Source organism: Paraburkholderia sp. AV2 (assembly GCF_054968425.1).
In genome coordinates, this window is the sequence record NZ_JBANLK010000069.1 from 1 (window position 1) to 24,187 (window position 24,187).

Sequence of the window (24,187 nt, forward strand, 5' to 3'; positions counted from 1 at the left end):
AAAAAAATTGTTTTTAACCTGTTTGTTTTCGGGTTAAACCCCCCATACTAACTTTTTTTAAACCGTTTTATATTAAAATTTCGTTTTTCAATAATTTCCCGCTCCCGGGGCGGGGGGGGCCCGGGCCGCCGCGCCACCACGATTCACCCTCCCATGCCCCTGCCCCTGCCCCTTCTTGCTCTCGCCGTTGCCGCATTTGGAATCGGTACCACGGAATTCGTCATCATGGGGCTGCTGCCCGACGTGGCGCGCGACCTCGCCGTCTCGATCCCGGCGGCGGGCATGCTGGTCTCGGCCTACGCGCTCGGCGTCACCATCGGCGCGCCGATCGTCGCCATCGCCATCGCCAACGTGCCGCGCAAAGCGGCGCTCATGCGGCTCATCGGCGTCTTCATCGTCGGCAACCTGCTTTGCGCGCTCGCGCCGAACTACACGATCCTGATGGCCGCGCGCATCGTCACCGCGTTCTGCCACGGCGCTTTCTTCGGCATCGGATCGGTGGTGGCCGCCGGCCTCGTCGCGCCCAACCGCCGCGCCCAGGCCATCGCACTCATGTTCACCGGCCTCACGCTCGCGAACGTGCTCGGCGTGCCGCTCGGCACGGCGCTCGGCCAGATCGCGGGCTGGCGCGCCACCTTCTGGGCCGTCACGGGGATCGGCGTGCTCGCCGCCCTCGCGTTGTGGATCTGCCTGCCCGCGAAGATCGAAATGCAGAAGGCAAGCCTCGTGCACGAGTTCACGGTGCTGAAGAATCCGCAGGTGCTGATGGTGCTCGGCATCAGCGTGCTCGCGTCCACCAGTCTTTTCGCCGTGTTCACCTACATCACCCCGATCCTCGAGGACGTGACCGGCTTCAGCCCGCACGAAGTGACCTTCGTGCTGCTGGTGTTCGGCCTCGGCCTCACCGTGGGCAGCACGCTGGGCGGCAAGCTCGCCGACTGGAAGCTGATGCGCTCGCTGCTCGTCTTCCTCGGCTCGATCGGCATCGTGCTCGCCGTGTTCGCGGCCACCATGCACGATGCGCTCGCGGCCACGGCAACCCTCTTCGTCTGGGGCATCCTCGCGTTCGCGATCGTGCCACCGCTGCAGATCCTGATCGTCAATCGCGCCAGCGAGGCGCCCAATCTGGCGTCCACGCTCAACCAGGGCGCCTTCAACCTCGGCAACGCAAGCGGCGCGTGGCTCGGCGGCGTGGCGATCAGCGCGGGCGCTCCGCTCACGTCGCTGCCGTGGCTCGGCATGGCGATGGCCTTCACCGCGCTCGCGCTCACGCTGATCTCGGCGCAGCTCGACCGCCGCGCGCGCCGCCGCGTGGCCGTGGCGGGGCCGGGCTCCTGCGCCTGAGGGTCCACGGCACGCGACTCGCGCGCCTTGCCCCGGCACCTCCGCCGCAGCGCACCATCCGCCGCCGCGCGAACGCGCTGCCGTAGTAGCATCTCGCCCGATGAAAACCGTCCTCACCCGCGATTTCCTCGCGCTGATCCTGAGCGTCGCCGTGGTCGGCATCGGATACGGCGCCACGCTGCCGCTCACGACCCTCGCGCTCGCGGAGGCCGGCCACGGCAGCGCGGTCATCGGCCTCCTGACCGCCGCGCAGGCGTTCGGCGGACTCGCCGTGGCGCCGCTCGCCGCCTGGGTTTCGCGGCGCCTTTCCAAACGCCAGGTGATCGTCGGCGCCGTGCTCATCGTCGCCTTCGCTACTGCGTCGATGCAGGCCGCCATGGGCCTCTGGGCGTGGGCGCTGCTGCGCATGGTTTGCGGCGCGGCGCTCATGCTGCTCTTCACGATCGGCGAAGCCTGGGTCAACGAACTCGCCGACGACGCGAGCCGCGGCCGCGTCGTCGCGCTCTACGCGACCACGTTCACGCTGTTCCAGATGACCGGGCCCGTGCTCGTGAGCCAGATTGCCGGCTACACGGCATGGCGCTTTGCGATCTGCGGCGCGATCTTCCTCGTCGCGCTGCCGATGCTCGCTGCGATGCGCTCGCAGGACGAGTCTGCCGCCGCGCACGAGCTGCACGGCAGCTGGCGCGACGTGCTGCCGCAAATGCCCGCCCTCGTGCTCGCCACCGGCTTTTTCGCGCTGTTCGACACGCTCGCGCTCTCGCTGCTGCCGCTCTTCGCCATCGGACATGGTGTGGGCAAAGAGATGGCGCTGCTGTTCGCGTCCGTCGCCCTCTTCGGCGACACGACCATGCAGATTCCCGTCGGCTGGCTCGCCGACAAGCTCGGCCGCGAACGCGTGCACGTGCTCGCGGGCGTCGTCGTCGCGGTGCTGTTGCCGCTGCTGCCCTTCGCCGTGAGCACGCCGTGGCTCTGCTGGCCGCTGCTGTTCGTGCTCGGCGCGGCGGCGGGTGCGATTTACACGCTGGCGATCGTCGCCTGCGGCGAGCGCTTCGAAGGCGTCGCGCTCGTCTCGGCGAGCGCGATCGTAAGCGCCTCGTGGAGCGCCGCGAGCTTCGCGGGCCCCATTGTCACCGGCGTGCTGATGGAGCACGCCGGATCCGATGCGATGCTCTGGGTGCTGTTCGCCGCCGTACTCGTCTTTCTAGGCGCGCTGCGCTGGGAGCGGACACGCGCTCTCGTGCAGGCCTGAAGCGCGCCTTTGGCTATCAGGACTCCAGCGCGGGCAGGATCTTGCCGGCGCAGGTGCCGAAGCCCACGCGATAGCCGTCGCCCTGGCACCAGCCCGCGAGCGTGAGCTCGTCGCCGTCCTCGATGAAGCCGCGCGTGCCGCCCTTCTCGAGTTCGAGCGGATTCTTCGCGTTCCACGTGAGTTCGAGCAGGCTGCCGAACGAGTCGGGCGTCGGCCCCGAGATCGTGCCCGAACCCATCAGGTCGCCCACGCGCGTGTTGCAGCCGGCCACCGTGTGATGCGCGAGCTGCTGCGCCATCGACCAGTACATGTAGCGGAAATTCGTGCGCGCGATGGTGCTCGCCTCGCCAGCGCCTTCCGGGCGCAGCCGTACTTCGAGCGCGATATCGAACGCATGATCGCCCGCGTGGCGCAGATATTCGAGCGGCTGCGGCTCCTGCTGCGGCTGCGCCACGCGGAACGGCTCCAGCGCGTCGAGCGTCACCACCCACGGCGAGATCGTGGTCGCGAAGCCTTTCGCGTTGAACGGCCCGAGCGGCACGTATTCCCACTGCTGGATATCGCGCGCGCTCCAATCGTTGAGCAGCACCATGCCGAAGATGTGATCCTCGGCGTCCGGGCAGGCGATCGGCTCGCCCAGCGCGTTGCCGCGGCCGACGATGAAGCCGGTTTCGAGTTCGATGTCGAGCTTGCGGCACGCGCCGAACACGGGGCGCTCCTGATCGGGCAGCTTGAGCTGGCCGCGCGGGCGACGCACCGGCGTACCGCTCACCACCACCGACGAGGCGCGCCCGTTATAGCCGATCGGCATTTCCGTCCAGTTCGGCAACAGCGCATTCTTCGGATCGCGAAACATGCTGCCCACGTTCGTCGCGTGTTCCTTCGACGAATAGAAGTCCGTGTAGCCGGGAATCTCCACGGGCAGATGCAGCGCGGCGTCGGCCTGGCGCACGAAGGCGCGCGCCTTGAGCGCCGCGTCGTCGCGCAGCGTCGCGCTTTCGCGCGCCAGCAGTGCGGAGAGCTGCACGCGTACGCTGCGCCATGCCTCGCGGCCCAGCGCGATGAACCCGTTCAGCGCGCCGCGCGCGAACACGTCCTGCGGAGCGCCTGCGGGCAGCCGCAGCAAGCCCGCATCGTGCAGCACCGCGAGGTCAGCGATCAGGTCGCCGATCGCGACGCCCACACGCGGTGCCGCGTTCTTCGCGTCGCTGAACACGCCGAACGGCAGGTTCTGGATCGGGAAGTCACAGTGCGGATCGTTGGCGCTGTCGATCCAGCTCTTGCGCGCGGGGTCGAGCGTCGCCTGAAGCTCGTTCGTCAGATGGCTGCTCATTGCTTCTCCGGATTGAAATGTTTCGCGAGGCCTTGCCAGCACTCGTAGTAGTTGGCCTGCAACTGCGCCGATTCGAGCGCGTGGCGCGTCGGACGAATCAGCGTGCGGGTTTCGAACATGAACGCCATCGTGTCGCCGACCTTGTGCGGCTTCGAGGTATCGGCGTTCGAGGCCTTTTCGAAGGTCTCGGCATCCGGGCCGTGGCCCGACATGCAGTTGTGCAGGCTCGCGCCGCCCGGCACGAAACCTTCGGCCTTGGCGTCGTACACGCCGTGCACGAGGCCCATGAACTCGCTCGCGATGTTGCGGTGGTACCAGGGCGGACGGAACGTGTTCTCCGCTGCAAGCCAGCGCGGCGGGAAGATCACGAAGTCGATGGAGTCGACGCCCGGCGTATCGGTAGGCGATTGCAGCACGAGGAAGATCGACGGATCCGGGTGGTCGTAGCTGATCGAGCCGATCGTGTTGTAGCGGCGCAGGTCGTATTTGTAGGGCGCGTAGTTGCCGTGCCATGCCACGACGTCGAGCGGCGAATGGCCAATGTCCGCGCGCCACAGCTCGCCGTTCAGCTTCGTGACGAGTTCGAAGCGGCCTTCGCGATCCTCGTAGGCCGCATGCGGCGTGAGGAAGTCGCGCGGGTTCGCGAGGCCGTTCGAGCCGATCACGCCGAGGTCGGGCAAGCGCAGCAGCGCGCCGAAGTTTTCGCAGATGTAGCCGCGCGCTTCGCCGTCGGGCAGATCGACCGTAAAGCGCACGCCGCGCGGAATCACGACGATCTCGAACGGCTCGACGTCGAGCTTGCCCATCTCGGTCGAAATCGCGAGGCGGCCGTGCTGCGGGACGATCAGCAACTCGCCGTCCGAGTTGTAGAAAAAGCGGTCCGTCATCGGACGGTTCGCGGCGTACAGATGGATCGCGCAGCCGCTCATCGAGGCTGCCGAGCCGTTGCCCGCCATCGTCACCCAGCCGTCGACGAAGTCGGTGGGCTCGGTCGGCATCGGCAGCGGGTCCCAGCGCAGCTGGTTCGGCGGCGTGGGCGGCACGGCGCCGAAGTCTGCGCAAAGGCGCGGCGCGCCATGCAGCGCGCGCGCGGCGAGCGGCGTGAACGGCTGATGCACGGCGCCGGGGCGGATGCGATAGAGCCACGAACGGCGGTTGTGCGAGCGCGGCGCAGTAAAGGCCGTGCCCGAAATCTGCTCGGCGTAGAGGCCGTAGGCCACGCGCTGCGGCGAATTCCGACCCTCGGGCAGCGCGCCGGGCAGCGCTTCGGTCGCGAATTCGTTGGCGAAGCCGCTCATGTAGCCGCGTTGGGCCTGGTCGGCCCCGGCGGGGTGTCGCAAGGGTGCGTTCATGCTGATGTCTCCACGTGCTCCGGGCCGGCGGCGAGCCGCCCGGCTCGATCCGGGTCAAATCGAAAAGGATGCGACGGTGCGTCGCGCGATTTACGAATAGTAAAACGGATTATGAATAGTGAAATATGGTGTAAACCCTGGTCACGGACGGGCCGTATGGAATTGGGAGCGGAATTCGAGCCGTCCGGCGGCGCGGCATCGATAACGTTATAAGCAAGAAGTCGAATCGCCAGGCCCGGCGACTGCTACCATCCAGTCATGCGGCCCCGGCGCACGCGCGACGCGCGGCGCCTTACCCGGGGCCAGCGCCGCCAACCACATCGACATGAGAGCTCTCACCGTTCCCGAGCTTGTCGCCCGCGCCGCCGATCACCCATTTCTCGGCGAGCATCTTGCGATGGGCACGGGTCCCCACCATGGCCAAGCCGTCGCGAGGCGACGCGGCATGGAACTGTTGTCGGCCTACGAGCCGATCTACGACATCAGCGTGCATAGCGGCGTGCAATCGCTCGTGGCCGACCTGGGCAGCGCATCCCGCTTTGGCGACGAACTGGGCTTTCAGGCCGTGACGCTGCGCGAGCAGGACGGCCAGGCCGCGCCGTGCGATCCGTTCGTCGATTCGCTCGACGACCCCGAACTGGTCGCGCTCGATCGCATGGTCCGGGCGCTGCACACCATCAATTTTCTCGGCTCGCAGCAGCATGGGCTGCTGTTCCTGCGCGTGCACGAACGGCTGTTGAAAAGCGTGAAGTACGACCACGGAAGGCATTTTTCGAACGTGCTGCTGTCGTTCGGACTGAATCCCGGACGCGTCGTGATCGAGCTGCCGGCGGCGGCGGTGGCGCACCGGACCTTCGTCGGCTATCTGACGAAGAGCTATCAGCGTCACGGATTCAAGGTGGCGGGCAATCTGCCGAACGCCGGACAGATCCTTTCGGTGTCCGATATGGCGCGGCTCGATTTCGTGAAGATGGATGCGACTTCGGCGCTGCGCGATTCGATGGTCAAGCCGCTCGTGAGCTATGCCGCGCGGCTACGCATGCCGCTCATATTCAATCGCGTCGCGGACGCTGCCCAGTTCGAGCAGCTGCAGCAGTACGACGTGCGATTCGTGCAAGGCCCCGTATTCGCGGGCCAGGACAAGGTCGTCTGACGTAAGATGACCTGACGCGGTCGTCACCGGCACGCCCGACGGCCATGTTGCGTCCAGGCAGGTTTAGAGAGGCTTAGAGGCTCACGGGCTCTTGTTCGAGCAGGACGCCGAAACGCGCCTCGACGTCGCGCCGGATGGCCTGCGCGAGTTCAAGGATATCGGCACCCGTCGCGCCGCCGCGATTCACGAGCACCAGCGCCTGGCGGTCGTGCACGGCCGCCGTGCGCAGCGCACGGCCTTTCCAGCCGCACCGGTCGATGAGCCAGCCCGCCGCCAGCTTTACGCGTCCATCGGCCTGGCGATAGGAGACGATCTGCGGCTCGCGCTCGAGCAACACGTCGAACTGCGCAGCGTCGATCACCGGATTCTTGAAGAAGCTGCCCGCGTTGCCGAGCAACTGCGGATCGGGCAGCTTCGCACGCCGCACGGCCACAACCGCGTCGAACACCGCGCGCGCATCGGGCGCTTCCGCCCGGCCACTCTCGGCCAGCGCCCGAGCGAGATCGGTGTAAGCGGCGTTCGGCCGCCATTGCTTCGGCAAGCGGAACGTCACCGCCGTGATCACGTAGCGGTCCCGCCCTTCGCGTTTGAAAAAGCTGTCGCGATAGCCGAACGCGCATTGCGCCGCGTCGAACTCGACCACCGCGCCTGACGCCATCTCGATCATGCGCACCGACACGCACCGCTCGGCCATTTCGAGCCCGTATGCGCCGATGTTCTGGATCGGCGCCGCGCCCACCGTGCCGGGAATGAGCGCGAGGTTTTCGAGCCCGGGCATGCCCGCTTCGAGCGTCCAGGCCACAAAATCGTGCCAGTTCTCGCCGGCCGCCGCCTCGACATACCAGGCCTCTTCGTCCTCGCGCACGACGCGGCGCCCGCGCAGCGCCACGAGCAGCACGAGGCCGTCGAAATCGCGCGTAAGCACGATATTGCTGCCGCCGCCCAGCACGAGCGTGGCGAGCCCGGCCGCACGCGGGTCGCGCGCGGCTTCAGTCAGGGCAGCTTCGGTGTCGATGCGACAGGCAAGGCGCGCGCGTACGTCGAAGCCGAACGTGTTGTGCGCACGCAGCGGATAGCCGGCGGCAAACCACGCGGGGGGCGAATCGACGGCGGTCGAATGAAGAGCGGACATCGGGGCCAACGGAAAAAAACAAGGTGAAACCAGCGCAACGGGCAAGACCCTCGCAAACGGCACGCGCCGTGCGCAAAGCGCCTGCGCGCGGTCTGCCGGCCGCTACGTCCACCCTGCACGGCATGGCTGTGCGGCCTTGGGCAAACGCGCGAGGCGCCGGTAGAATGGCGTCGGTCCGTGATTATAGCGAGTGCGCGGCCCGCCGCCGGATTCGGCGGCCGTGGCCCGTGGATGCGCCGCTCGCACTACTGGGAGAATGCAATGCCATCGTTTGACGTCGTCAGCGAAGCCAATATGATCGAAGTCAAGAACGCCATCGAGCAATCCAACAAGGAGATCTCGACGCGCTTCGACTTCAAGGGTTCGGACGCGCGCGTCGAGCAAAAGGAGCGCGAGCTGACCGCGTTCGCCGACGACGATTTCAAGCTCGACCAGGTGAAGGATGTGTTGCTCTCGAAGATGGCCAAGCGCAACGTGGACGTGCGCTTTCTCGACTACGGCAAGATCGAGAAGATCGGCGGCGACAAGGTCAAGCAGGTCATCACCGTGAAGAAAGGCGTTTCGGGCGACCTCGCGAAGAAGATCGTCAGGCTCGTGAAGGACAGCAAGATCAAGGTGCAAGCCAGCATCCAGGGCGACGCCGTGCGCGTGACGGGCGCCAAGCGCGACGACCTGCAAAGCGTGATCGCCATGCTGCGCAAGGACGTCACCGACACGCCGCTCGACTTCAACAACTTCCGCGACTGAGCTGCACCCGCGCGGTGTGCCCGCCCGGGTGCGCCGCCCTCGTTCTTCGCCCGCCGCATTCCCCCCGATTGAGCCTGCGGCACCCTCATGCCGCCGACCTCGCCGCTGGTTCGACCGCTTCGCTGGAAGAATCGCGCTCCTTGCGAGGACGGCCGCCCTTGCGCCCGTTGGCGCGGGCGGCTGCGGCCTTCGCGGGCGAGGTGACAGAGCCCATGGCGCGCGCCAGTTCGCGCATCCAGGCACGCGAGCCAAACACGCCTTGCAGCAAGCCCGGCGCCCACAGCGAAAGATCCAGTCGCGGAAAATAAACCGATTGCCCGCCACCCCAGATTTCGACTTCGGAAAGCTGCGCGGCAGTGGGCGGCGAACTGAGTGTCTGCAGTTCCTCAATGAGCACGACGGGCACCGCAAGGTAGACGCCGTTGGCGAAACCGATCTCGAGCCGCGCATGCGTGCCGTTGTAACCCGCCGATACGACAACGGGACTCTGCGCGCCGGCTTCGCGCGCTGCTTCGATCTGCTCGTTGCTAATGTTGACCATGGATCCTCCACCAAGCCCTGCATAGCGGAAAAATTTCCAGCTCGAGCACGCGCACAAGGCGTACGACCTGCTGCGCCGCAAGCACATAGAGCTCGCGCACTTCGAGCGGACCGTCAGGGCAATTCAGGTTGAACACACACGACCCTTGCGGGCTTTCGACGTGGACATGAGCGGGGCGATGGTCGTTCGGATAGATCACCACGCGATAACCGGGCACGCGAAGGACAGTGGGCATAATTCGCATCGTAACCTAACGTTGGGTTTATGGGTTAGCTGTGTGCCTGCTTTCTCCCTGAGCGTTCACAACGTTTGCTTTGGCGCAAGAAGGGAGGTCACGCGTTATCAGCGTAATGGCGGCACGCCCCGATGAAACCTCGTCCGGACGGCCAATGCGCTTCCGAACCCGCCCCGGCATCGGGCCGCTGCCACCCCCAAAAAAGAAGGGCGGCGCCGTAGCGCCGCCCTCTCGCGAACCCTTCTGCCCGCCTCTCCCCGTCAGTCCAGCCTGAACTGCCCCACCGCCACCGCGAGGTTCGTCGCCTGACCGCGCAGCGCCGCGGCGGCCGCCGTCGATTCCTCGACGAGCGCCGCGTTCTGCTGGACCATTTCGTCGAGCTGGCTCACGGCGCGATTCACTTCCTGAATGCCGCGCGTCTGTTCGCTCGCCGCATTCGTGACTTCGGAAATGATGGTCGTGACGTTCCCCACGTTCTGCACGATTTCGTCCATCGTTTCGCCCGCGCGGCGCACCTGCTGCGAGCCCGACGTGACGCTCGCCACCGTCGACTCGATCAGGTCTTTGATCTCGCGCGCCGCCTGCGCGCTGCGCTGCGCGAGGCTGCGCACCTCGCCCGCCACCACCGCGAAGCCGCGGCCCTGCTCGCCCGCGCGCGCGGCCTCCACGGCTGCGTTCAGCGCAAGGATGTTGGTCTGGAATGCGATACCGTCGATCACGCCGATGATGTCCGCAATCTTCACCGAGGCCTCTTCGATCGACCCCATCGTGCGCACCACGTCGTTGATGACGGCGCCGCCGCGCGAGGCCACCTGCGAGGCCGAGGCCGCCGTCACGTCGGCCTGCTGCGCCGCGTTGGCCGACTGCGCGACCGTCGCCGTGATCTGCTCCATCGAAGCCGCCGTCTGCTGCAGGCTCGCCGCCGCCGATTCGGTGCGGCCCGACAGGTCAACGTTGCCGGCGGCGATCTCGTCGCTCGCGGTGCGCACCGATTCGCTGGTATCGCGGATATGGCGCATCACGTCGCGCAGCTTGTCCATGAAGGCATTGAACGAGCGCGCGATCTGCGCGACCTCGTCGGTGCCCTCGGCCGGCAGGCGCTGCGTGAGGTCGCCCTCACCCGCGCTGATGGCGTCCATGGCGTCGCGCACCTTCGAAAGGCGCTGGAACGACACGGCCGTTGCCGCCGCCATGATCAGGGCGGCCGCTACCGCGATCACCACGAGTGCGATCAGCGAGGCGGTCAGCAGCGAGCGCATGCCCGCCGTCGCATCCGCACGATCGAGCGCGACGATCACATGCCAGTCCGTGCCCGCGATCGGCTCGGCGCGCATCAGCTTGATGCTGCTGCCCACGTCCACGGACATCGGGTCCGTGGAGGCGAACAGGACGGCGAGACGGTCGCCGGCCAGGTCGGGCGCCAGTTCCGAAACGGGCTTGAGCGTGAGCTTCGCGTCGGGATGCGCGACGATCTGGCCGCTGCTGTCCACCAGCATGCCGAAGCTCGCGGGCGTCGGCTGGATCGAGCGGACGTTGGCGATCACGCTGTCCATCGAGACATCGCCTGAAACCACGGCTTTCACTACGCCGTCACGGATTACGGGCGTCGCGAACGCCACGACCAGCTTGCCGCTGCCGGCATCCACGTAAGGTGGCGTCACCACGCCCTTGCCCGCCGCGACGGCCTGTTTGTACCAGGGGCGGCCGGTGGGATCGTAGTCGGGCGGGATGCCGGTGGGATCGGAGAATTTTGCGGTCTTGTCCGCGTAGCCGACGTAGACGTTGGTGAATCCGCCCGCCGTCGCGACCTGCTTGAGCGCCGGAACCGGATCCGCCGGATCGATCACCACGTCCTGCAGCGAGTTGATCATCTGCGCGTGCGAGGCGATCCAGTCGTTGATGCCCGCAGCGTGGCTGTCTTCGACAGCCGTGAGCGTGCTGTTCACCGACTCGGTGTTGTGCGAGTTAGCAACGAAATAATCGAGCGCCGTATTGGCGCCAAGCGCCACGACGACGATGACGACAGCGAGCGCGACGATGCGCGCGCGAATGGTGGAGAACATGAAGGGCGTCGGGTGCGGGGAATGAAACGGTTGGCCGGCAAACACTATTTGGGACTTCACCGGCGTTTACGGCGACCGCGACGCGGGACTTGAGCCCCATTAATTGGGGCTTGATCATAATCGAGGGGACTCGATCGTGCTGGGTGGTATTACTGGCCGGCTTCGGCGGCCGGTTTCTTCTTGTCGCCGATGCGGCTTTCCTTGCCCGCCATCAGCTTCGAGATGTTCGAGCGGTGGCGCCAGAACAGCAGCACGCTCATCGCGAGAACGGCGAGCGCGATGACGTGCGGGCCGAACAGAAAGACGTAAAAGATCGGTGCGAACACGGCGGCGGCGAGCGCCGCGAGCGACGAGTAGCGGAAGAAGAACGCGACGATGAGCCAGGTGAGCAGCGTGGCGAGGCCCAGCACCGGATGGATCGCGAGCAGGACGCCCGCGGCCGTCGCCACGCCCTTGCCGCCCTGGAAGCGGAAGAACACGGGATACAGATGGCCGAGGAACACGGCGATCGCGGCAAGCGCAATGGCGTCGTCGCCGAGCCCGAAGTGCGGGCCGAAATGCGCGGCGAGCCACACGGCCAGCCAGCCCTTGAACGCGTCGCCGATCAGCGTGAGGATCGCGGCCTTCTTGTTGCCGCTGCGCAGAACATTGGTCGCGCCGGGATTGCCGGAACCGTAGGAGCGCGGATCGGCGAGCCCCATCGCGGCGCTCACGATCACGGCGAACGATACCGAGCCGATCAGATAGGCAAGAACGGCGACGATCAGGTTGTACATGCGCGAAACCCGGTAATTGGTGAAGGAGGCGCGCGGCGCGGCCGTCGAGGCCGGGCGGGGGCGCGCGAAGGCGCCCATTCTACCGAAGCGCGGGCGCCGGGTGAGCGCGAATCAGGGAACGTACGGAGGCGCGGCCCGCGCCGGATGGGGCGCATCCCGCGCATACGGGAAGCGGCCGCCGTCACTCCACGCTGGCGCACTGCACCGGCTTCGCGTCCAGCAGCGAGACGAGCACCGCCGGCGCGAGACTCACCAGGTAGCCGCGGCGGCCGCCGTTGAGCCAGATTTCGTCGAGTTCGAGCACCGTCGATTCCACGTAGACGGGCATGGTCTTCTTCGTGCCGAACGGCGACGTGCCGCCCACGAGATAGCCCGAATGCCGGTTCGCGACCTCGGGCTTGCAGGGCTCGACGCGCTTCGCGCCGATCTGGCGCGCGAGGTTCTTCGTGGAGACCTTGCGGTCCCCGTGCATCAGCACGATCAGCGGCTTCGCGCGCTCATCCTCCATCACGAGCGTCTTCACGACGCGATGTTCGTCCACGCCGAGCTGACGCGCGGATTCCTCCGTGCCGCCATGCTCGACATATTCGTAGGGATGCTCGCCGAACGCGATGCCCGCGCGGCGCAGCATCTGCGTGGCGGGCGTTTCGGAGACGTGTTTCGATTTGCTCATCGGCGCATTGTAATGGGCAAACGCAGGGCAAACGCGGGACAAAGGCGGCACCGGGCCGCGCCGCTCGCGCCTACCCTCGCGGATGATGCTTCGCGTGCAGCAGCCTGAGGCGCTCGCGTGCGACGTGGGTATAGATCTGCGTCGTGGAGATGTCGCTGTGGCCGAGCAGCAGCTGCACTACGCGCAGGTCGGCGCCGTGATTGAGCAGGTGCGTCGCGAACGCGTGCCGCAGCGTGTGCGGCGACAGCGGCGCGTGCACGTCGGCCGCGGCCGCATGGCGCTTGATGATGTGCCAGAACTGCTGGCGCGTCATGCCCTCGGCGCGGGCCGTGACGAACAGCGCGTCGGTCGTGCGCGGGCCAAGCAGCGCGGGCCGCGACTCGCGCAGATACCGCTCGATCCAGGCGTGCGCCTCCTCGCCGAACGGAATCAGCCGCTCCTTCGCGCCCTTGCCCAGCACGCGCACGACCCCTTCGTTCAGCCCCACCTCCACGGTCTTGAGCGTCACGAGCTCGGTCACGCGCAGGCCGCTCGCATACATCAGTTCGAGCATCGTGCGATCGCGCAGGCCGAGCGACGTGCTCACGTCCGGTGCGCCGAGGAGCGCCTCCACCTGTGCTTCGGTAAGCGTCGTGGGAAAACGCGGTGGCTGCTTCGCCGAACGCACCCGCACGGTGGGATCGGTCACCACGCGCCGCTCGCGCAGCGCCCAGCCGTAGTAGCGGCGAAACACCGAAAGACGCCGGTTCGCCGAGGTCGACTTGTCCGCCTTGCGGCTCGCGCTGTAGGCAAAGAGATCGCCCTCGTGCGTCGTGTCGAGCGTCCCCGAGCGCGCGCTCGCGAGCCACGCCGAAAAGAGCTTCAGATCGCGCCGGTAAGCATCGAGCGTGTTGCGCGACAGGCCGTGTTCGAGCCACATCGCGTCGCAGAAGGTGTCGATGGCGAGCAGGCTCTGCGCCAGCGCCGACGCGGCTTCGGGGGGCAAGCTTTCGGCGTCGTCGAAGGCAGGCGCCGCTGCGCTGTCGCCGTCGTTGGCCTCGTGCGCGGCGAGCGCATCGTCGGCTGCGGTCGTGGCGGGCGCCACGGGCGCCACGGGCTTCACGGGCGTTACGGCGTTCGTCATCGGAAGGCGACACCCTCGTGGGCGAGCAGCCAGCGCTTCACGTCACGGAAAAAGCCCTCGCCGCCGTGGTGCGCAAAGCCCCCGATTCCGCTTGCCGAAACCACGCGATGGCACGGAATCACGAGCGGAAAGGGATTCGAGCCGCACGCCTGGCCGACCGCGCGCGCCGAGTCGCTGCCAATGCGCTTCGCGAGCTCGCCGTAGGTCAGCACACCGCCCGCGACAATCGCGCTGATGCCGTGCCAGACGCGCTGCTGGAACGGCGTGCCGCGCGCGGCGAGCGGCAGGTCGAAACCCACCGACGCGTCGTCGAAATAACGCGCGATCTGCTCTGCCGCGCGCGCCGCGAGCACGCAGTCCGGCTCGACGCTGGCCGTCGTTCGATTCAGATAGACGATCTCGCGCACGGCTTCGCCGCCGGTGCGAATGCCGACCTTGCCGAACGGCGCGTCGATCACTGCATTGAACATGATTGCCTCCGTCTGCGCGGCAAGCGCATTCGCCGCCGCGCTTACCCTCTCGCTTTCTGCCAGATTCTGCACTTTACGCCGCTTCGAGCGCCCAGCGCACGTGTTCGCGAACCAGCTCCGAGTCGTCGTCCCCGCGCGCATGCAGCGCCGCGACGATCGCCTCGCGAGCGCCCTCCTCCAGCGCGGGACGCGCGCGCAGCGCATTGCCCATCGCCACCGCGATGTTGCGCGACCACCGCTCGTAGCCGATACGGCGAATCGCGCTGCCCTGCATGCGCGCGTCGAAATCTTTCGCGCTCCAGTCGAACAGCTCGACGAGCGTCGCGCGATCGAGCCCATGGCGCACGTCGAAATCGGCGACGGGCGCCGCCTGCGCGAACTTGTTCCAGGGGCACACGAGCTGGCAGTCGTCGCACCCATACACGCGATTGCCGATCAGCTCGCGCATGTCGAGCGGAATGCTGCCCTTCAGCTCGATCGTCAGATACGAGATGCAGCGCCGCGCGTCCACGCGATACGGCCCGGTGATCGCGCCGGTCGGGCACGCACCGATGCAGCGCGTGCAGCTGCCGCAGTGCGCGCCGGCCGTTTCAGGCACGGCCGGCGCTCGCGCGGCGGGGGAATCGGCCACGATGGACCCCGCGGTTTCGGCATCCGTCGGCAACGGCAGATCGACGTAGATCTCGCCGAGGAAGAAGAGCGATCCGGCGTCGCGCTGCAGCAGCAGCGTATGCTTGCCGCGCCAGCCGATGCCGGCCTTCTGCGCAAGCTCCACTTCGAGCACCGGCGCCGAATCGGTGAACACGCGATGGCCGAACGCGCCGATCTCGGCTTCGATGCGGTCCGCGAGTTGCTGCAAGCGCGCACGCAACACCTTGTGATAGTCGCGACCGCGCGCGTAGATCGACACGACCGCCGCCTGCGGATCGGCGAGACGCGCGTGCTCGCGCTCGCGCCATCCGCCCTGCGCGTACTCGCGCGGCGCCTCCTGCAAGCGTGCGGGCTGCCCGTCGCGCGCCGCATCTTGCGAAGCACTTTCGGCCGTCTTTCCCGGCCCATTCAACGCCGCCGGCGCCAGCGTCGCGGCCGGCAAATAGGCCATGCGCACGGAAATCACGCGTCGCGTACCGGCCACAAGCTCTGCGGGCCGCGCACGTTTCATATCATGTTTGGCCATATAATCCATCTCGCCGTGGCAGCCGGCTTCGAGCCATGCGGCGAGGCCCGCTTCGGCATGCGAGAGGTCGGTATCGCTGATGCCGATCGCACCGAACCCCAGTTCGCGTCCCCATGTCCGGATGCGCGCCGCGAGGGCGGCAAGCGCCGCCGCATCGAGCGACGGCCCCGACGGCGCGCGAGGCGCTGCCGGCTCGCACGACGCGGCGGCAGGCATCGCGACGGGCGCGCAGCCCTCCGCGTCCGTCGTGGCGTACGCGAGGCTTGAAGAGGAAGGCGAGGGACTGCGGTTCATCACGTTATTTTACGAGAATGCCCCTGAAGCCCGACATGCCCGGCCCCGATCACGCGCTGCATGCGCCGCAAACGCCGGCCCCGGTCCTGCTCGAACGGCGCTTCGACCTGCCGGACGAAGCGGCCACCGACGCGTTCGGCACGCGCCTCGCCCTCGCGCTCGAAGCGCAGCGTGCCGGGGCAGCCGCGCGCTTCGACGGCCTGCAGGTCCAGCTGCTGGGCGACCTCGGCGCGGGCAAGACCTCGCTCGTGCGCGCCACGCTGCGCGCGCTGGGTCACACGGGCCGCGTGCGCAGCCCCACCTATACGCTCGTCGAACCGTACACGGTCGCGACGCCGAACGGGGAACTCCCGCTCTATCACTTCGATCTGTACCGTTTCAGCGATCCGGCTGAATGGGCCGACGCCGGCTTTCGCGAATATTTCGCAGCCGGCGCGGTGTGTCTCGTCGAGTGGCCGCAACGCGCGCAAGGCCTGCTCGGCGTGCCGGACCTCGTATTTTCGCTGGAACCCGGAGAACAAGGCGAAGGCCGCGTGCTGACCGCCTACGCATACAGCGCATCAGGAAAGGCATGTCTAGAAAGATGTTAATCAAACCGTTCCGCTCGATCGAATCCGCGGCCACCGCCACGCACAACTGGCGGCGCCGGCAGATCCTGAAGGCGGGCGCGTCCACGCTCGTGCTCGGCCTCTCCGTGGCCGCGCCGCGGCTTGCGTGGGCGACCTCGGTGCTCGGCGTGCGCGTGTGGCCCGCGCGCGACTACACGCGCGTCACGATCGAATCGGACCAGCCGCTCGCCACCTCGCAGCAAATGCTGCAGAGCCCGGACCGGCTCGTCGTCGATATCAGCGGTCTCGACCTCGACGACGCCCTGAAGAACCTCGTCTCCAAGATCACGCCGAACGATCCGCAGATCCAGGCGGTGCGCGTGGGACAATACCAGCCGCACGTCGTGCGCATGGTGTTCGACCTGAAGGGCTCGGTGAAGCCGCAGGTGTTCACGCTGGAGCCGGTGGGCTCCTACAAATACCGGCTGGTGTTCGATCTCTACCCGGCCATCGCGCCCGATCCGATGATGGATCTGCTCGCGCAGACCGACAAAAAGCAGGAGCAGCTCGACGCGCGCGAGGCGATGCGGCACGACGTTCCGCCCTCGACGCTCGCGGGGCCTGCCGCGCCACCCGCTCCGCCGCCGGGCGCCCAGTCCGGCGACAACAGCGACGCGTTCTTCCAGCACTATGCGCAGAACGACGCGGCCGATGCGGGGAATGCGCCATCCGCGCACCCTGCCGCGCCGCGCCCGGCGCCACCGGTGCCGCCTGCCGTCATCGTGCAGCGCACGCCCAAACCCGCGCCGGACACCGCCGCGCTCGCGCAGAACGACGACAGCGACAGCAGCAACGGCGACGACTATGGTTTCGTCACGCCGAAGTCGGGCAAGGGCGGCACGATACGCCTCCTCACGGTCGCCGTCGACCCGGGCCACGGCGGCGAGGACCCGGGCGCCATCGGCAGCGCAGGCACGTACGAAAAGCACATCGCGCTCGACATCGCGAAGAAGCTGCGCGCCAAGATCGACGCCCAGCCCAATATGCGCGCGATGATGACGCGCGACGCCGACTTCTTCGTGCCGCTGAACGTGCGCGTGCAAAAGGCCCGGCGCGTGGGCGCGGACCTCTTCGTCTCGGTCCATGCCGATGCCTTCACGACGCCGCTCGCGCGCGGTTCGTCGGTGTTCGCGCTCTCGGAACATGGGGCGTCGAGCGCCGCGGCGCGCTGGATGGCGAACAAGGAGAACGCGTCGGACCAGATCGGCGGGATCAACGTGCAGACCGCCGACGCCGCAGTGAATCGCGCGCTCTTCGACATGTCCACCACGGCGCAGATTCGCGACTCGATGCGTTACGGCGGCTTCGTTCTCGACGAGATCGGCGACATCAACAAGCTGCACAAGGGCTCGGTCGAGCAGGCGGGTTTCGCGGTGCTCAAGGCGCCCGACATCCCGTCGATCCTTGTAGAGACCGCGTTCATCAGCAACCCGGAAGAAGAGGTCAAGCTCAACGACGACGCCTACCGCGACAAGATGGCGGACGCCATTCTCAAGGGCATCAAGCGCTACTTCGCGGCGAATCCGCCGCTCGCGAAGAATCGCATGACCTGAAGCGCGTCAATCCTCTCCCCCCGCCGCGACGCCGCGCAGCCCATGGGCGCGCGGCGTTTTCTTTTACGGGCGCAAGCGCCGCCGGCTGGCGTGCGGCTAACGCGCCGTGGCGAGCCGCTGCCGCACCCAGCCCCCGAACACGTTGACGACGAGCCCGCCCATGACAAGCGCAGCGCCGCCGATCTGCGCAACGGTCAAACGCTCGCCGAGCAGCACCGACGCCGAGGCGAGCCCGACGATCGGCACGAGCAGCGAGAACGGCGCCACCTGGCTTGCGGGATACTTCGAGAGCAGGCGGCTCCAGAGGCTGTAGCCGAGCAGCGTCGCGATGAACGAGAGATAAACGATCGCGAGCACCGACGACATTCCGATCCCTTCGAGCGCGCCCACGATGCGCTGCGGACCTTCGAAGCAGTACGACAGCACGAGGAACGGCAGCGGCGGAATCAGGCTCGCCCAGACGACGAGCCCGACCAGATCGATCCTGCCCACCTTCTTCGTGACGATGTTGCCGAGCGCCCACATCACGGCCGCGCAAAGCGTGAGCCCGAAGCCGGCGAGCGTCATCGCCTGCGCGCCCCCGCCCGCGCCCGACTGCAGCCCGATCAGCGCGAGGCCGCCCGCCGCGATCAGCAAGCCGATCACATTCTGCGCATGGAAGCGTTCGCTCAGAAAGAACGCCGCGAAGGCGAGCGTGAAGAACGCCTGCGCCTGCAGCACGACCGAGGCGAGCCCGGCCGGCATGCCCACGTACATGGCGGAGAACAGGAATGCGAACTGCCCGAACGAGATCGTCGAGCCGTAGGCCAGGAGCCACTTCCAGGGCAGGTTCGGCCGCTTCACGAACAGCACCGCCGGAAACGCCGCCAGCAGGAAACGCAACGCGCCCAGCAGCATCGGCGGCACGCCGTGCAGACCCACCTTGATCACCACGAAATTCACGCCCCACGCCAGCACCACCACCAGCGCGAACAGCAGATCCTTCGGCGACATCGCCTCCTCCGCTTCATTTCTGTCGAACTGGCGAGTGTACCGCGCCGTCATCCCCGTCACGCAGCATGGCGCGACAGCGGGCGTTAGAATGAGCGCCTGCCCGCGAGCGAAGCCGCGGCGCCTCGCATCGAGCCGCCCATCCTGCTCTAACGTGTCCACACCGATCCATCAAGGAAGCGCCATGTCCTCATCGATCAAAGCGGTCCTCAAGCCCCATACGCGCGACATCGGCAATCTGCTCGTGCGGCGCGTGCTGCCCGCGCTCGCCGCGCGTCTCGTCGGCCCCTTCATCTTCTTCGACCATATGGGCCCGGCCACGCTCGAACCGGGCGCGGGCGTCGACGTGCGCCCGCACCCGCACATCGGCCTCGCCACCGTCACCTACCTGTTCGACGGGGCGCTCATGCACCGCGACAGCATCGGCTCCAGCCAGAAGATCGTTCCCGGCGACGTCAACTGGATGACCGCGGGCCGCGGCATCGTCCACTCGGAGCGCACGCCCGACGAAGATCGCGCGAGAAGCATGACCATGCACGGCATCCAGACCTGGGTGGCGCTGCCGCTCGATCACGAGGACACCGAGCCGTCGTTCTTCCATCACGCCGCCGATACGCTGCCGGAGATCGAGCGCAACGGCGTCGCGCTGCGCGTAATCGCGGGCACGGCGTTCGGCGCGACCTCGCCCGTCGGGACCTTCTCGGGCACGCTCTACGTGGCGGGCGACTTCGCGCCGGGCGGCGCGATCGCGCTCGACGCGGAGCACGAGGAACGCGGCGTGTATCTCGTCGAAGGCGATCTGTCGATCGACGGCACGCCGCTCGAACCCGCCACGATGGCCGTGCTCGTGCCGGGCGAAACCGTCACGCTCGCGAGCACCGGCGGGGCGCGCGTGATGCTGCTGGGCGGCGAGAAGCTCGAAGGCGAGCGCTTCATCGAATGGAACTTCGTGGCCAGCTCGCGCGAGAAAATCGAGGCCGCCAAAGCCGCGTGGACGCGCCAGGAAATGGGGCATGTCCCCGGCGAAACCGAATGGATTCCGTTGCCGGAAAAGAAGCCGCATTGAGCCGGCGCTGGATGGACGACGAGCCGCGGCGATTGAATCCGCCGCGTATCGTCCCCATCTGGGCGCATGACTGACCGAACTCAACTGAGCGAACCGAACGAGGACGCAATGGATACCACCCTGGCCACTTTTGAAAAGGACGTGATCGAAGCATCGGCGCTCGCGCCCGTGCTGATCGACTTCTGGGCGCCGTGGTGCGGCCCGTGCAAAACGCTCGGCCCGATGCTCGAAAAGCTCGAAGCCGAATACGGCGGCAAGTGGAAGCTCGCGAAGGTCAACGTCGACGAAAACCAGGAGCTCGCCGCGCACTTCCAGGTGCGCAGCATTCCTCATGTCGTCGCGTTCGCGGACGGCCGGCCTGTCGACCAGTTCATCGGCGTGCTGCCCGAAGGCCAGCTGCGCCAGTTCATCGACGGCCTGATCCCCGACCCCGCGGCCACCGAGCGCCAGGCCGCCCAGGAAGCGCTGGCCGAAGGCCGCCGCGAGGAGGCCTACGATGCGCTCCAGGCCGCGCTGGCCTACGACCCGGGCTTCGACGACGCGCGCATGGACCTGATCGAGCTGCTGCTCGCCGATAACCGCGCCGACGAGGCCCACAAGGAAGCCGAGCTGCTCTCGCCGAAAACGACGCAGGGCATCGATCCGCGCTACAACGCGATCAAGACGCGTCTCGACGCGCTCGACGCCGCCGCCGACCTGCCGCCCACCGATGCGCTCGAAGCGCAGGTGGCTGCCCATCCTGAGGATCTGGAGGCGCGCTTCGATCTCGCCAACGCACTGATCGCGCGGCGCAAGTACCCGGGCGCGCTGGAGCAGTTGCTCGAGATCGTCCGGCGCGACCGCACCTTCCGCGACGACATCGGCCGCAAGACCATGCTCTCGGTGTTCGATCTCGCGGCGCACCAGCCGCAGCTCGTGAGCGAGTGGCGGCGCAAGCTGAGCGCCATGCTCAACTGAGCGGCACAGCGACCGCAGCATAGAAGCGAAAAAACGCACGGCGCCTGCCAGGGCCGTGCGTTTTCTTTTGCGGGTTCGTGGATTTGCGGATTCCGCAAGCGGCGCCGGAGCGGCTTAGCGCGCGACTGCCCCATGCGCAATCGCGCGCAGCACGTGCGCGGCCGCCGCGAAACCGAAGCTCGCCGTCACGCAGACGCTCGACCCGAAGCCCGCGCAATTGAGGCCGACCGGAGCGTGATGGCCCGGCGACGTGGTGACGTGCTCGGCCTCGGGGTCCACGTCGCCCACCGCGGCTTCGGGATAGATGAGCGGTTCGTCCGAGTACACGGCGCTCACCTTGAACTTCGCCTTCGGTCCGCGCGGAAAGCCGTGGTGCTTGCGCAACTGGCCGCGCACCTTGGAGAGCAGCGGGTCCTGGATCGTCAGCGCGAGGTCGTCGATGCGAATGCGCGTGGGGTCGAGCTGCCCGCCCGCGCCGCCCACCGTGATGAGCGGCTGCCGGTGCTCCACGCACCACGCGATCAGCGCCGTCTTCGTGCGCACGCTGTCGATGGCGTCGATCACGTAGTCGAAGCCGCCGCCAAGCAGCGCATCGAAATTCGACGGCTCCACGAAATCCTCCACAAGCCGCACGTCGCAGGCCGGGTCGATCAGCCGGATGCGCTCCGCCATGGCCTCGACCTTCGGCTTGCCATAGTTGCCGTCGAGCGCGTGGATCTGGCGGTTGGTGTTGCTTTCCGCCACGTTGTCGAGATCGATCAGCGTGAGCCTGCCGATCGCGTTGCGCGCGAGCGCCTCCGCCACCCACGACCCCACGCCGCCAATGCCGATCACCGCGACATGCGCACGCTCGAACGCCGCGAGCACCGGTGCGCCGTAAAGCCGCGCCACGCCGCCAAAGCGGCGGGCCCTGTCGGCTTCATCGGTCACGGGGGGCGCGGTAAGATCGGTTTGCGGCGAAATCGGGGTACTGGACATGGCGACGGAGCTTCAGAAAGGCGCGAAAGCGAACCGGACGAGCTGGTCGCCGATCCACGCGAGACCCGTATTTTGCCTGATCGGACGAGATCGTTCCGTGGCCGCCGGCGGTCCGCACCTCAGGAAAAACGCCGGGTTGAGCGCGCACGGCGATTTTCGTCCTTCGCTATACTTGTCCGTATTGAAGTGTCCGCATAAAACATGACAACCCTCGCCGACCTCCGCAAGAACTACTCGCTCGGCTCGCTTGATGCCGCCGACGTCGACCGCGATCCCATCCGCCAGTTCCAGACCTGGTTCTCCCAGGCGCTCGACGCGAAGCTGCCCGAACCCAACGCCATGACGGTCGCCACCGTCGACGCCACGGGCCGTCCGGCGGCGCGCATCCTGCTCATCAAGGGCGTCGACGAGCGCGGCTTCGTATTCTTCACGAACTACGAGAGCCGCAAGGGCCGCGAGCTCGCGGCAAATCCGCATGCGAGCCTGCTCTTTCACTGGATCGAACTGGAGCGCCAGGTGCGCATCGAGGGCAAGGTCGAGAAGACCAGCGCCGAGGAAAGCGACGGCTACTTCCATTCGCGCCCGCTCGGCTCGCGCATCGGCGCCTGGGCTTCCGAGCAGAGCACCGTGATCGGCAACCGCGCGGAACTCGAAGCGCGCGAGCGCGAGATCAGCGCGAAGTACGGCGAGAACCCGCCGCGCCCGCCGCACTGGGGCGGCTACCGCCTCGTGCCGGACGCGATCGAGTTCTGGCAGGGCCGTCCGTCGCGCCTGCACGACCGCATCCGCTATACGCGTGACGGCGCCGGCTGGCAGATCGAGCGTCTCGCGCCGTAGGCCACCGCCAGCGCCGCCCGGCCATGCGCGTCCGGCCCGCCCGCAGTCCGCCGCGGTTGAGGTTTGCCGGCAGTTCACTCGCAGTTCGTTTGAGTCATTCGTTTTGCACTTTTGTCTTGAGGCTTCATCGTTATCAGACCGCCACAAACCCGCATGGGACCGGAGTAAAGCGCTAAAGCGCCAACTCCGGATCGACACGGAGAAAAACGCATGTTCTGGGAGAAAAAACTCGCACAGTGGGTAGACGAGGTGCGCAACCAGGCCAACCTGCCGGCGCGCCTCGTGCTCTGGAGCGGCCAGCAGTACGACTTCGGCCACTTCGCCGCGCCGCAGGTCACGCTGAAGGTGAACAGCGCGTCCGCGCTGCCGCTACTGCTCGAACCGAGCCTCGACAATCTCGGCGAAGCCTACGTGAAGGGCAAGATCGACATCGAGGGCAAGCTCGCCGACATCATCAACATCGGCTACTCGCTTGCCCGCAGCACGGTCACGAGCGCCAGCAAGCTCGCGCGCGTGCGGCGCTACTTCACGCACTCGAAAACCACCGACAAGAAAGCGATCCAGTATCACTACGACGTCTCGAACGAGTTCTACCGGCTCTGGCTCGACGAGAACATGGTCTATTCCTGCGCCTACTTCGAGAACGGCGACGAAGACCTCGCCACCGCGCAGCTAAAGAAGATCGACCACATCCTCACCAAGATCCAGTTGCAGCCGGGGCAGCGCCTGCTCGACATCGGCTGCGGGTGGGGCGCGCTCGTGCTGCGCGCGGCGCAGAAGTTCGGCGCGCGCTGCGTGGGCGTCACGCTCTCGCAGAACCAGTTCGACCTCGCCACGGCGCGCGTGAAAGCCGCCGGGCTCGAAGACCGCATCGAAATCCGCCTGCAGGACTATCGCGAGATCGACGGCCAGTTCGACCGCATCACGAGCGTCGGCATGTTCGAGCACGTCGGGCGCAAGAATCTGCCGGGCTATTTCCGCAAGGTGCACGACCTGCTCGTGGACGACGGCGTCGCCATGAACCACGGCATCACCTCCTCGGACGCCGACTCGGGCGAGACGGCACTGGGCGGCGGCGAGTTCATCGACCGTTATGTGTTCCCGGACGGCGAGCTGCCGCACATCGGCCTCGCGCTCGAAGCGGCGCAGCGCGGCGGGCTGGAGGCGGTTGACGTGGAGAGCCTGCGCCGTCACTATGCGCACACGCTCGACATCTGGTCGGAGAACTTCGAGGCGCACGCGGAAGAGGCGAAAAAGCTCGTCGACGACGAGAAATTCCGCATCTGGCGCGTGTATCTCGCGGGCTGCGCTTACGCGTTCGAGCACGACGACGTCTCGATCTTCCAGATCGTCTGCCGCAAGGCCGGCCGCAGCGCAACCACGCTGCCGTGGTCGCGCCGCTACCTGTACGAAAAGCCGCTGTGATGGGAATCGCGGCGGGGGGGGGGGGGGGGGGGCCCCCCCCGCGGCCGCCCCCGCCCGCCGGCCCCCACCCCACCCCCCCCCCCCCCCCGACGACCCCCAAGCCCCCCC

The 24,187-nt window shown here is 67.3% G+C and carries 23 protein-coding genes; 10 read left to right on the forward strand and 13 right to left on the reverse strand.

Annotation, left to right across the window (positions count from 1 at the left end):
* Window positions 1-159 precede the first annotated feature (159 nt).
* Both V8683_RS28925 and V8683_RS28930 read left to right on the forward strand, forming a co-directional pair.
* On the forward strand, window positions 160-1,344 hold the full coding sequence (locus tag V8683_RS28925; protein ID WP_411190435.1) for an MFS transporter: 1,185 nt from the start codon (window positions 160-162) through the stop codon (window positions 1,342-1,344).
* A 100-nt stretch (window positions 1,345-1,444) separates the two neighbouring features.
* The gene (locus V8683_RS28930; RefSeq protein WP_411186889.1) at window positions 1,445-2,596 is read left to right on the forward strand and encodes an MFS transporter; all 1,152 of its coding nucleotides are present in this window, start codon (window positions 1,445-1,447) and stop codon (window positions 2,594-2,596) included.
* Between the two features lie 16 nt (window positions 2,597-2,612).
* On the opposite strand, the gene fahA is transcribed toward V8683_RS28930, so the two are convergent.
* Both fahA and hmgA read right to left on the reverse strand, forming a co-directional pair.
* The gene (gene fahA, locus V8683_RS28935) at window positions 2,613-3,929 is read right to left on the reverse strand and encodes a fumarylacetoacetase (protein ID WP_411186891.1); all 1,317 of its coding nucleotides are present in this window, start codon (window positions 3,927-3,929) and stop codon (window positions 2,613-2,615) included.
* Complete coding sequence (gene hmgA, locus V8683_RS28940) at window positions 3,926-5,281, reverse strand: homogentisate 1,2-dioxygenase (RefSeq protein ID WP_411186893.1); 1,356 nt, start codon at window positions 5,279-5,281, stop codon at window positions 3,926-3,928. The genes fahA and hmgA overlap by 4 nt, the downstream gene beginning before the upstream one ends.
* 325 nt (window positions 5,282-5,606) lie before the next feature.
* On the opposite strand from hmgA, the gene V8683_RS28945 reads away from it, so the two are divergent.
* Window positions 5,607-6,434: a YuxH family protein gene (locus tag V8683_RS28945; protein WP_411186895.1), complete on the forward strand. Its 828-nt coding sequence runs from the start codon at window positions 5,607-5,609 to the stop codon at window positions 6,432-6,434.
* A 73-nt stretch (window positions 6,435-6,507) separates the two neighbouring features.
* Here V8683_RS28945 and murB read toward each other — a convergent pair whose 3' ends face one another.
* Entirely contained in the window at window positions 6,508-7,566 is a 1,059-nt protein-coding gene (gene murB / locus V8683_RS28950; RefSeq protein WP_411186897.1) for a UDP-N-acetylmuramate dehydrogenase, read from the reverse strand.
* A 261-nt stretch (window positions 7,567-7,827) separates the two neighbouring features.
* On the opposite strand from murB, the gene V8683_RS28955 reads away from it, so the two are divergent.
* Window positions 7,828-8,313 (forward strand): YajQ family cyclic di-GMP-binding protein, encoded by a 486-nt coding sequence (locus V8683_RS28955; RefSeq protein ID WP_411186899.1) that lies wholly within the window; start codon window positions 7,828-7,830, stop codon window positions 8,311-8,313.
* An 85-nt stretch (window positions 8,314-8,398) separates the two neighbouring features.
* Here V8683_RS28955 and V8683_RS28960 read toward each other — a convergent pair whose 3' ends face one another.
* The 8 genes from V8683_RS28960 to queG all read right to left on the reverse strand — a co-directional run bounded on the left by V8683_RS28960 (window position 8,399) and on the right by queG (window position 15,587).
* Entirely contained in the window at window positions 8,399-8,854 is a 456-nt protein-coding gene (locus tag V8683_RS28960; protein ID WP_411186901.1) for a DUF2442 domain-containing protein, read from the reverse strand.
* On the reverse strand, window positions 8,841-9,089 hold the full coding sequence (locus V8683_RS28965) for a DUF4160 domain-containing protein (RefSeq protein WP_411186903.1): 249 nt from the start codon (window positions 9,087-9,089) through the stop codon (window positions 8,841-8,843). Before V8683_RS28965 ends, V8683_RS28960 begins: the two co-directional genes overlap by 14 nt.
* Window positions 9,090-9,349: 260 nt before the next feature.
* Window positions 9,350-11,152, reverse strand: a complete 1,803-nt coding sequence (locus tag V8683_RS28970) for a methyl-accepting chemotaxis protein (protein WP_411186905.1) — start codon at window positions 11,150-11,152, stop codon at window positions 9,350-9,352.
* Between the two features lie 149 nt (window positions 11,153-11,301).
* Window positions 11,302-11,928, reverse strand: coding sequence for a glycerol-3-phosphate 1-O-acyltransferase PlsY (plsY, locus tag V8683_RS28975; RefSeq protein ID WP_411186907.1), 627 nt, complete (start codon window positions 11,926-11,928; stop codon window positions 11,302-11,304).
* 181 nt (window positions 11,929-12,109) lie between these two features.
* Entirely contained in the window at window positions 12,110-12,601 is a 492-nt protein-coding gene (gene ybaK, locus V8683_RS28980; protein ID WP_411186909.1) for a Cys-tRNA(Pro) deacylase, read from the reverse strand.
* Between the two features lie 70 nt (window positions 12,602-12,671).
* A complete protein-coding gene (gene xerD / locus V8683_RS28985) occupies window positions 12,672-13,724 on the reverse strand; it encodes a site-specific tyrosine recombinase XerD (protein WP_411186911.1) in 1,053 nt (350 codons plus the stop codon).
* Complete coding sequence (locus tag V8683_RS28990) at window positions 13,721-14,194, reverse strand: methylated-DNA--[protein]-cysteine S-methyltransferase (RefSeq protein WP_411186913.1); 474 nt, start codon at window positions 14,192-14,194, stop codon at window positions 13,721-13,723. The genes xerD and V8683_RS28990 overlap by 4 nt, the downstream gene beginning before the upstream one ends.
* A 73-nt stretch (window positions 14,195-14,267) precedes the next feature.
* Complete coding sequence (gene queG, locus V8683_RS28995) at window positions 14,268-15,587, reverse strand: tRNA epoxyqueuosine(34) reductase QueG (protein WP_411190436.1); 1,320 nt, start codon at window positions 15,585-15,587, stop codon at window positions 14,268-14,270.
* 95 nt (window positions 15,588-15,682) lie between these two features.
* Between queG and tsaE the strand changes: the two genes are divergently transcribed.
* Together tsaE and V8683_RS29005 are read left to right on the forward strand one after the other, a co-directional pair.
* Window positions 15,683-16,255 carry a tRNA (adenosine(37)-N6)-threonylcarbamoyltransferase complex ATPase subunit type 1 TsaE gene (gene tsaE, locus V8683_RS29000; RefSeq protein WP_411186915.1) on the forward strand — a complete coding sequence of 191 codons (573 nt, stop codon included), beginning with the start codon at window positions 15,683-15,685 and terminating at the stop codon, window positions 16,253-16,255.
* A complete protein-coding gene (locus V8683_RS29005) occupies window positions 16,237-17,826 on the forward strand; it encodes an N-acetylmuramoyl-L-alanine amidase (protein ID WP_411186916.1) in 1,590 nt (529 codons plus the stop codon). The genes tsaE and V8683_RS29005 overlap by 19 nt, the downstream gene beginning before the upstream one ends.
* Before the next feature lie 96 nt (window positions 17,827-17,922).
* On the opposite strand, the gene V8683_RS29010 is transcribed toward V8683_RS29005, so the two are convergent.
* Window positions 17,923-18,819, reverse strand: a complete 897-nt coding sequence (locus V8683_RS29010) for an EamA family transporter (protein WP_411186918.1) — start codon at window positions 18,817-18,819, stop codon at window positions 17,923-17,925.
* Window positions 18,820-19,000: 181 nt separating this feature from the next.
* Here V8683_RS29010 and V8683_RS29015 point away from each other — a divergent pair, with 181 nt between their 5' ends.
* Together V8683_RS29015 and trxA are read left to right on the forward strand one after the other, a co-directional pair.
* Complete coding sequence (locus tag V8683_RS29015; protein ID WP_411186920.1) at window positions 19,001-19,882, forward strand: pirin family protein; 882 nt, start codon at window positions 19,001-19,003, stop codon at window positions 19,880-19,882.
* Between the two features lie 108 nt (window positions 19,883-19,990).
* On the forward strand, window positions 19,991-20,839 hold the full coding sequence (gene trxA / locus V8683_RS29020) for a thioredoxin (RefSeq protein WP_411186922.1): 849 nt from the start codon (window positions 19,991-19,993) through the stop codon (window positions 20,837-20,839).
* Between the two features lie 114 nt (window positions 20,840-20,953).
* Here trxA and V8683_RS29025 read toward each other — a convergent pair whose 3' ends face one another.
* Window positions 20,954-21,817 carry a tRNA threonylcarbamoyladenosine dehydratase gene (locus tag V8683_RS29025; protein ID WP_411186924.1) on the reverse strand — a complete coding sequence of 288 codons (864 nt, stop codon included), beginning with the start codon at window positions 21,815-21,817 and terminating at the stop codon, window positions 20,954-20,956.
* A 201-nt stretch (window positions 21,818-22,018) separates the two neighbouring features.
* Between V8683_RS29025 and pdxH the strand changes: the two genes are divergently transcribed.
* Window positions 22,019-22,654, forward strand: a complete 636-nt coding sequence (gene pdxH / locus V8683_RS29030) for a pyridoxamine 5'-phosphate oxidase (RefSeq protein WP_411186926.1) — start codon at window positions 22,019-22,021, stop codon at window positions 22,652-22,654.
* A gap of 210 nt (window positions 22,655-22,864) precedes the next feature.
* Window positions 22,865-24,079 carry a class I SAM-dependent methyltransferase gene (locus V8683_RS29035; protein ID WP_411186928.1) on the forward strand — a complete coding sequence of 405 codons (1,215 nt, stop codon included), beginning with the start codon at window positions 22,865-22,867 and terminating at the stop codon, window positions 24,077-24,079.
* Window positions 24,080-24,187 lie beyond the last annotated feature (108 nt).

Bases quoted from the DNA above. Each gene is read 5' to 3' on its own strand.
- V8683_RS29005 (WP_411186916.1), top strand. From the start codon at position 16,237: ATGTCTAGAAAGATGTTAATCAAACCGTTCCGCTCGATCGAATCCGCG.
- ybaK (WP_411186909.1), bottom strand. From the start codon at position 12,601: ATGAGCAAATCGAAACACGTCTCCGAAACGCCCGCCACGCAGATGCTG.
- V8683_RS29025 (WP_411186924.1), bottom strand. From the start codon at position 21,817: ATGTCCAGTACCCCGATTTCGCCGCAAACCGATCTTACCGCGCCCCCC.
- V8683_RS29010 (WP_411186918.1), bottom strand. From the start codon at position 18,819: ATGTCGCCGAAGGATCTGCTGTTCGCGCTGGTGGTGGTGCTGGCGTGG.
- V8683_RS29035 (WP_411186928.1), top strand. From the start codon at position 22,865: ATGTTCTGGGAGAAAAAACTCGCACAGTGGGTAGACGAGGTGCGCAAC.
- V8683_RS28960 (WP_411186901.1), bottom strand. From the start codon at position 8,854: ATGGTCAACATTAGCAACGAGCAGATCGAAGCAGCGCGCGAAGCCGGC.
- V8683_RS28955 (WP_411186899.1), top strand. From the start codon at position 7,828: ATGCCATCGTTTGACGTCGTCAGCGAAGCCAATATGATCGAAGTCAAG.
- V8683_RS29015 (WP_411186920.1), top strand. From the start codon at position 19,001: ATGTCCTCATCGATCAAAGCGGTCCTCAAGCCCCATACGCGCGACATC.
- tsaE (WP_411186915.1), top strand. From the start codon at position 15,683: ATGCCCCTGAAGCCCGACATGCCCGGCCCCGATCACGCGCTGCATGCG.
- V8683_RS28945 (WP_411186895.1), top strand. From the start codon at position 5,607: ATGAGAGCTCTCACCGTTCCCGAGCTTGTCGCCCGCGCCGCCGATCAC.
- fahA (WP_411186891.1), bottom strand. From the start codon at position 3,929: ATGAGCAGCCATCTGACGAACGAGCTTCAGGCGACGCTCGACCCCGCG.
- trxA (WP_411186922.1), top strand. From the start codon at position 19,991: ATGGATACCACCCTGGCCACTTTTGAAAAGGACGTGATCGAAGCATCG.
- V8683_RS28965 (WP_411186903.1), bottom strand. From the start codon at position 9,089: ATGCCCACTGTCCTTCGCGTGCCCGGTTATCGCGTGGTGATCTATCCG.
- plsY (WP_411186907.1), bottom strand. From the start codon at position 11,928: ATGTACAACCTGATCGTCGCCGTTCTTGCCTATCTGATCGGCTCGGTA.
- queG (WP_411190436.1), bottom strand. From the start codon at position 15,587: ATGCCTGCCGCCGCGTCGTGCGAGCCGGCAGCGCCTCGCGCGCCGTCG.
- murB (WP_411186897.1), bottom strand. From the start codon at position 7,566: ATGTCCGCTCTTCATTCGACCGCCGTCGATTCGCCCCCCGCGTGGTTT.
- V8683_RS28990 (WP_411186913.1), bottom strand. From the start codon at position 14,194: ATGTTCAATGCAGTGATCGACGCGCCGTTCGGCAAGGTCGGCATTCGC.
- pdxH (WP_411186926.1), top strand. From the start codon at position 22,019: ATGACAACCCTCGCCGACCTCCGCAAGAACTACTCGCTCGGCTCGCTT.
- V8683_RS28970 (WP_411186905.1), bottom strand. From the start codon at position 11,152: ATGTTCTCCACCATTCGCGCGCGCATCGTCGCGCTCGCTGTCGTCATC.
- xerD (WP_411186911.1), bottom strand. From the start codon at position 13,724: ATGACGAACGCCGTAACGCCCGTGAAGCCCGTGGCGCCCGTGGCGCCC.
- V8683_RS28930 (WP_411186889.1), top strand. From the start codon at position 1,445: ATGAAAACCGTCCTCACCCGCGATTTCCTCGCGCTGATCCTGAGCGTC.
- hmgA (WP_411186893.1), bottom strand. From the start codon at position 5,281: ATGAACGCACCCTTGCGACACCCCGCCGGGGCCGACCAGGCCCAACGC.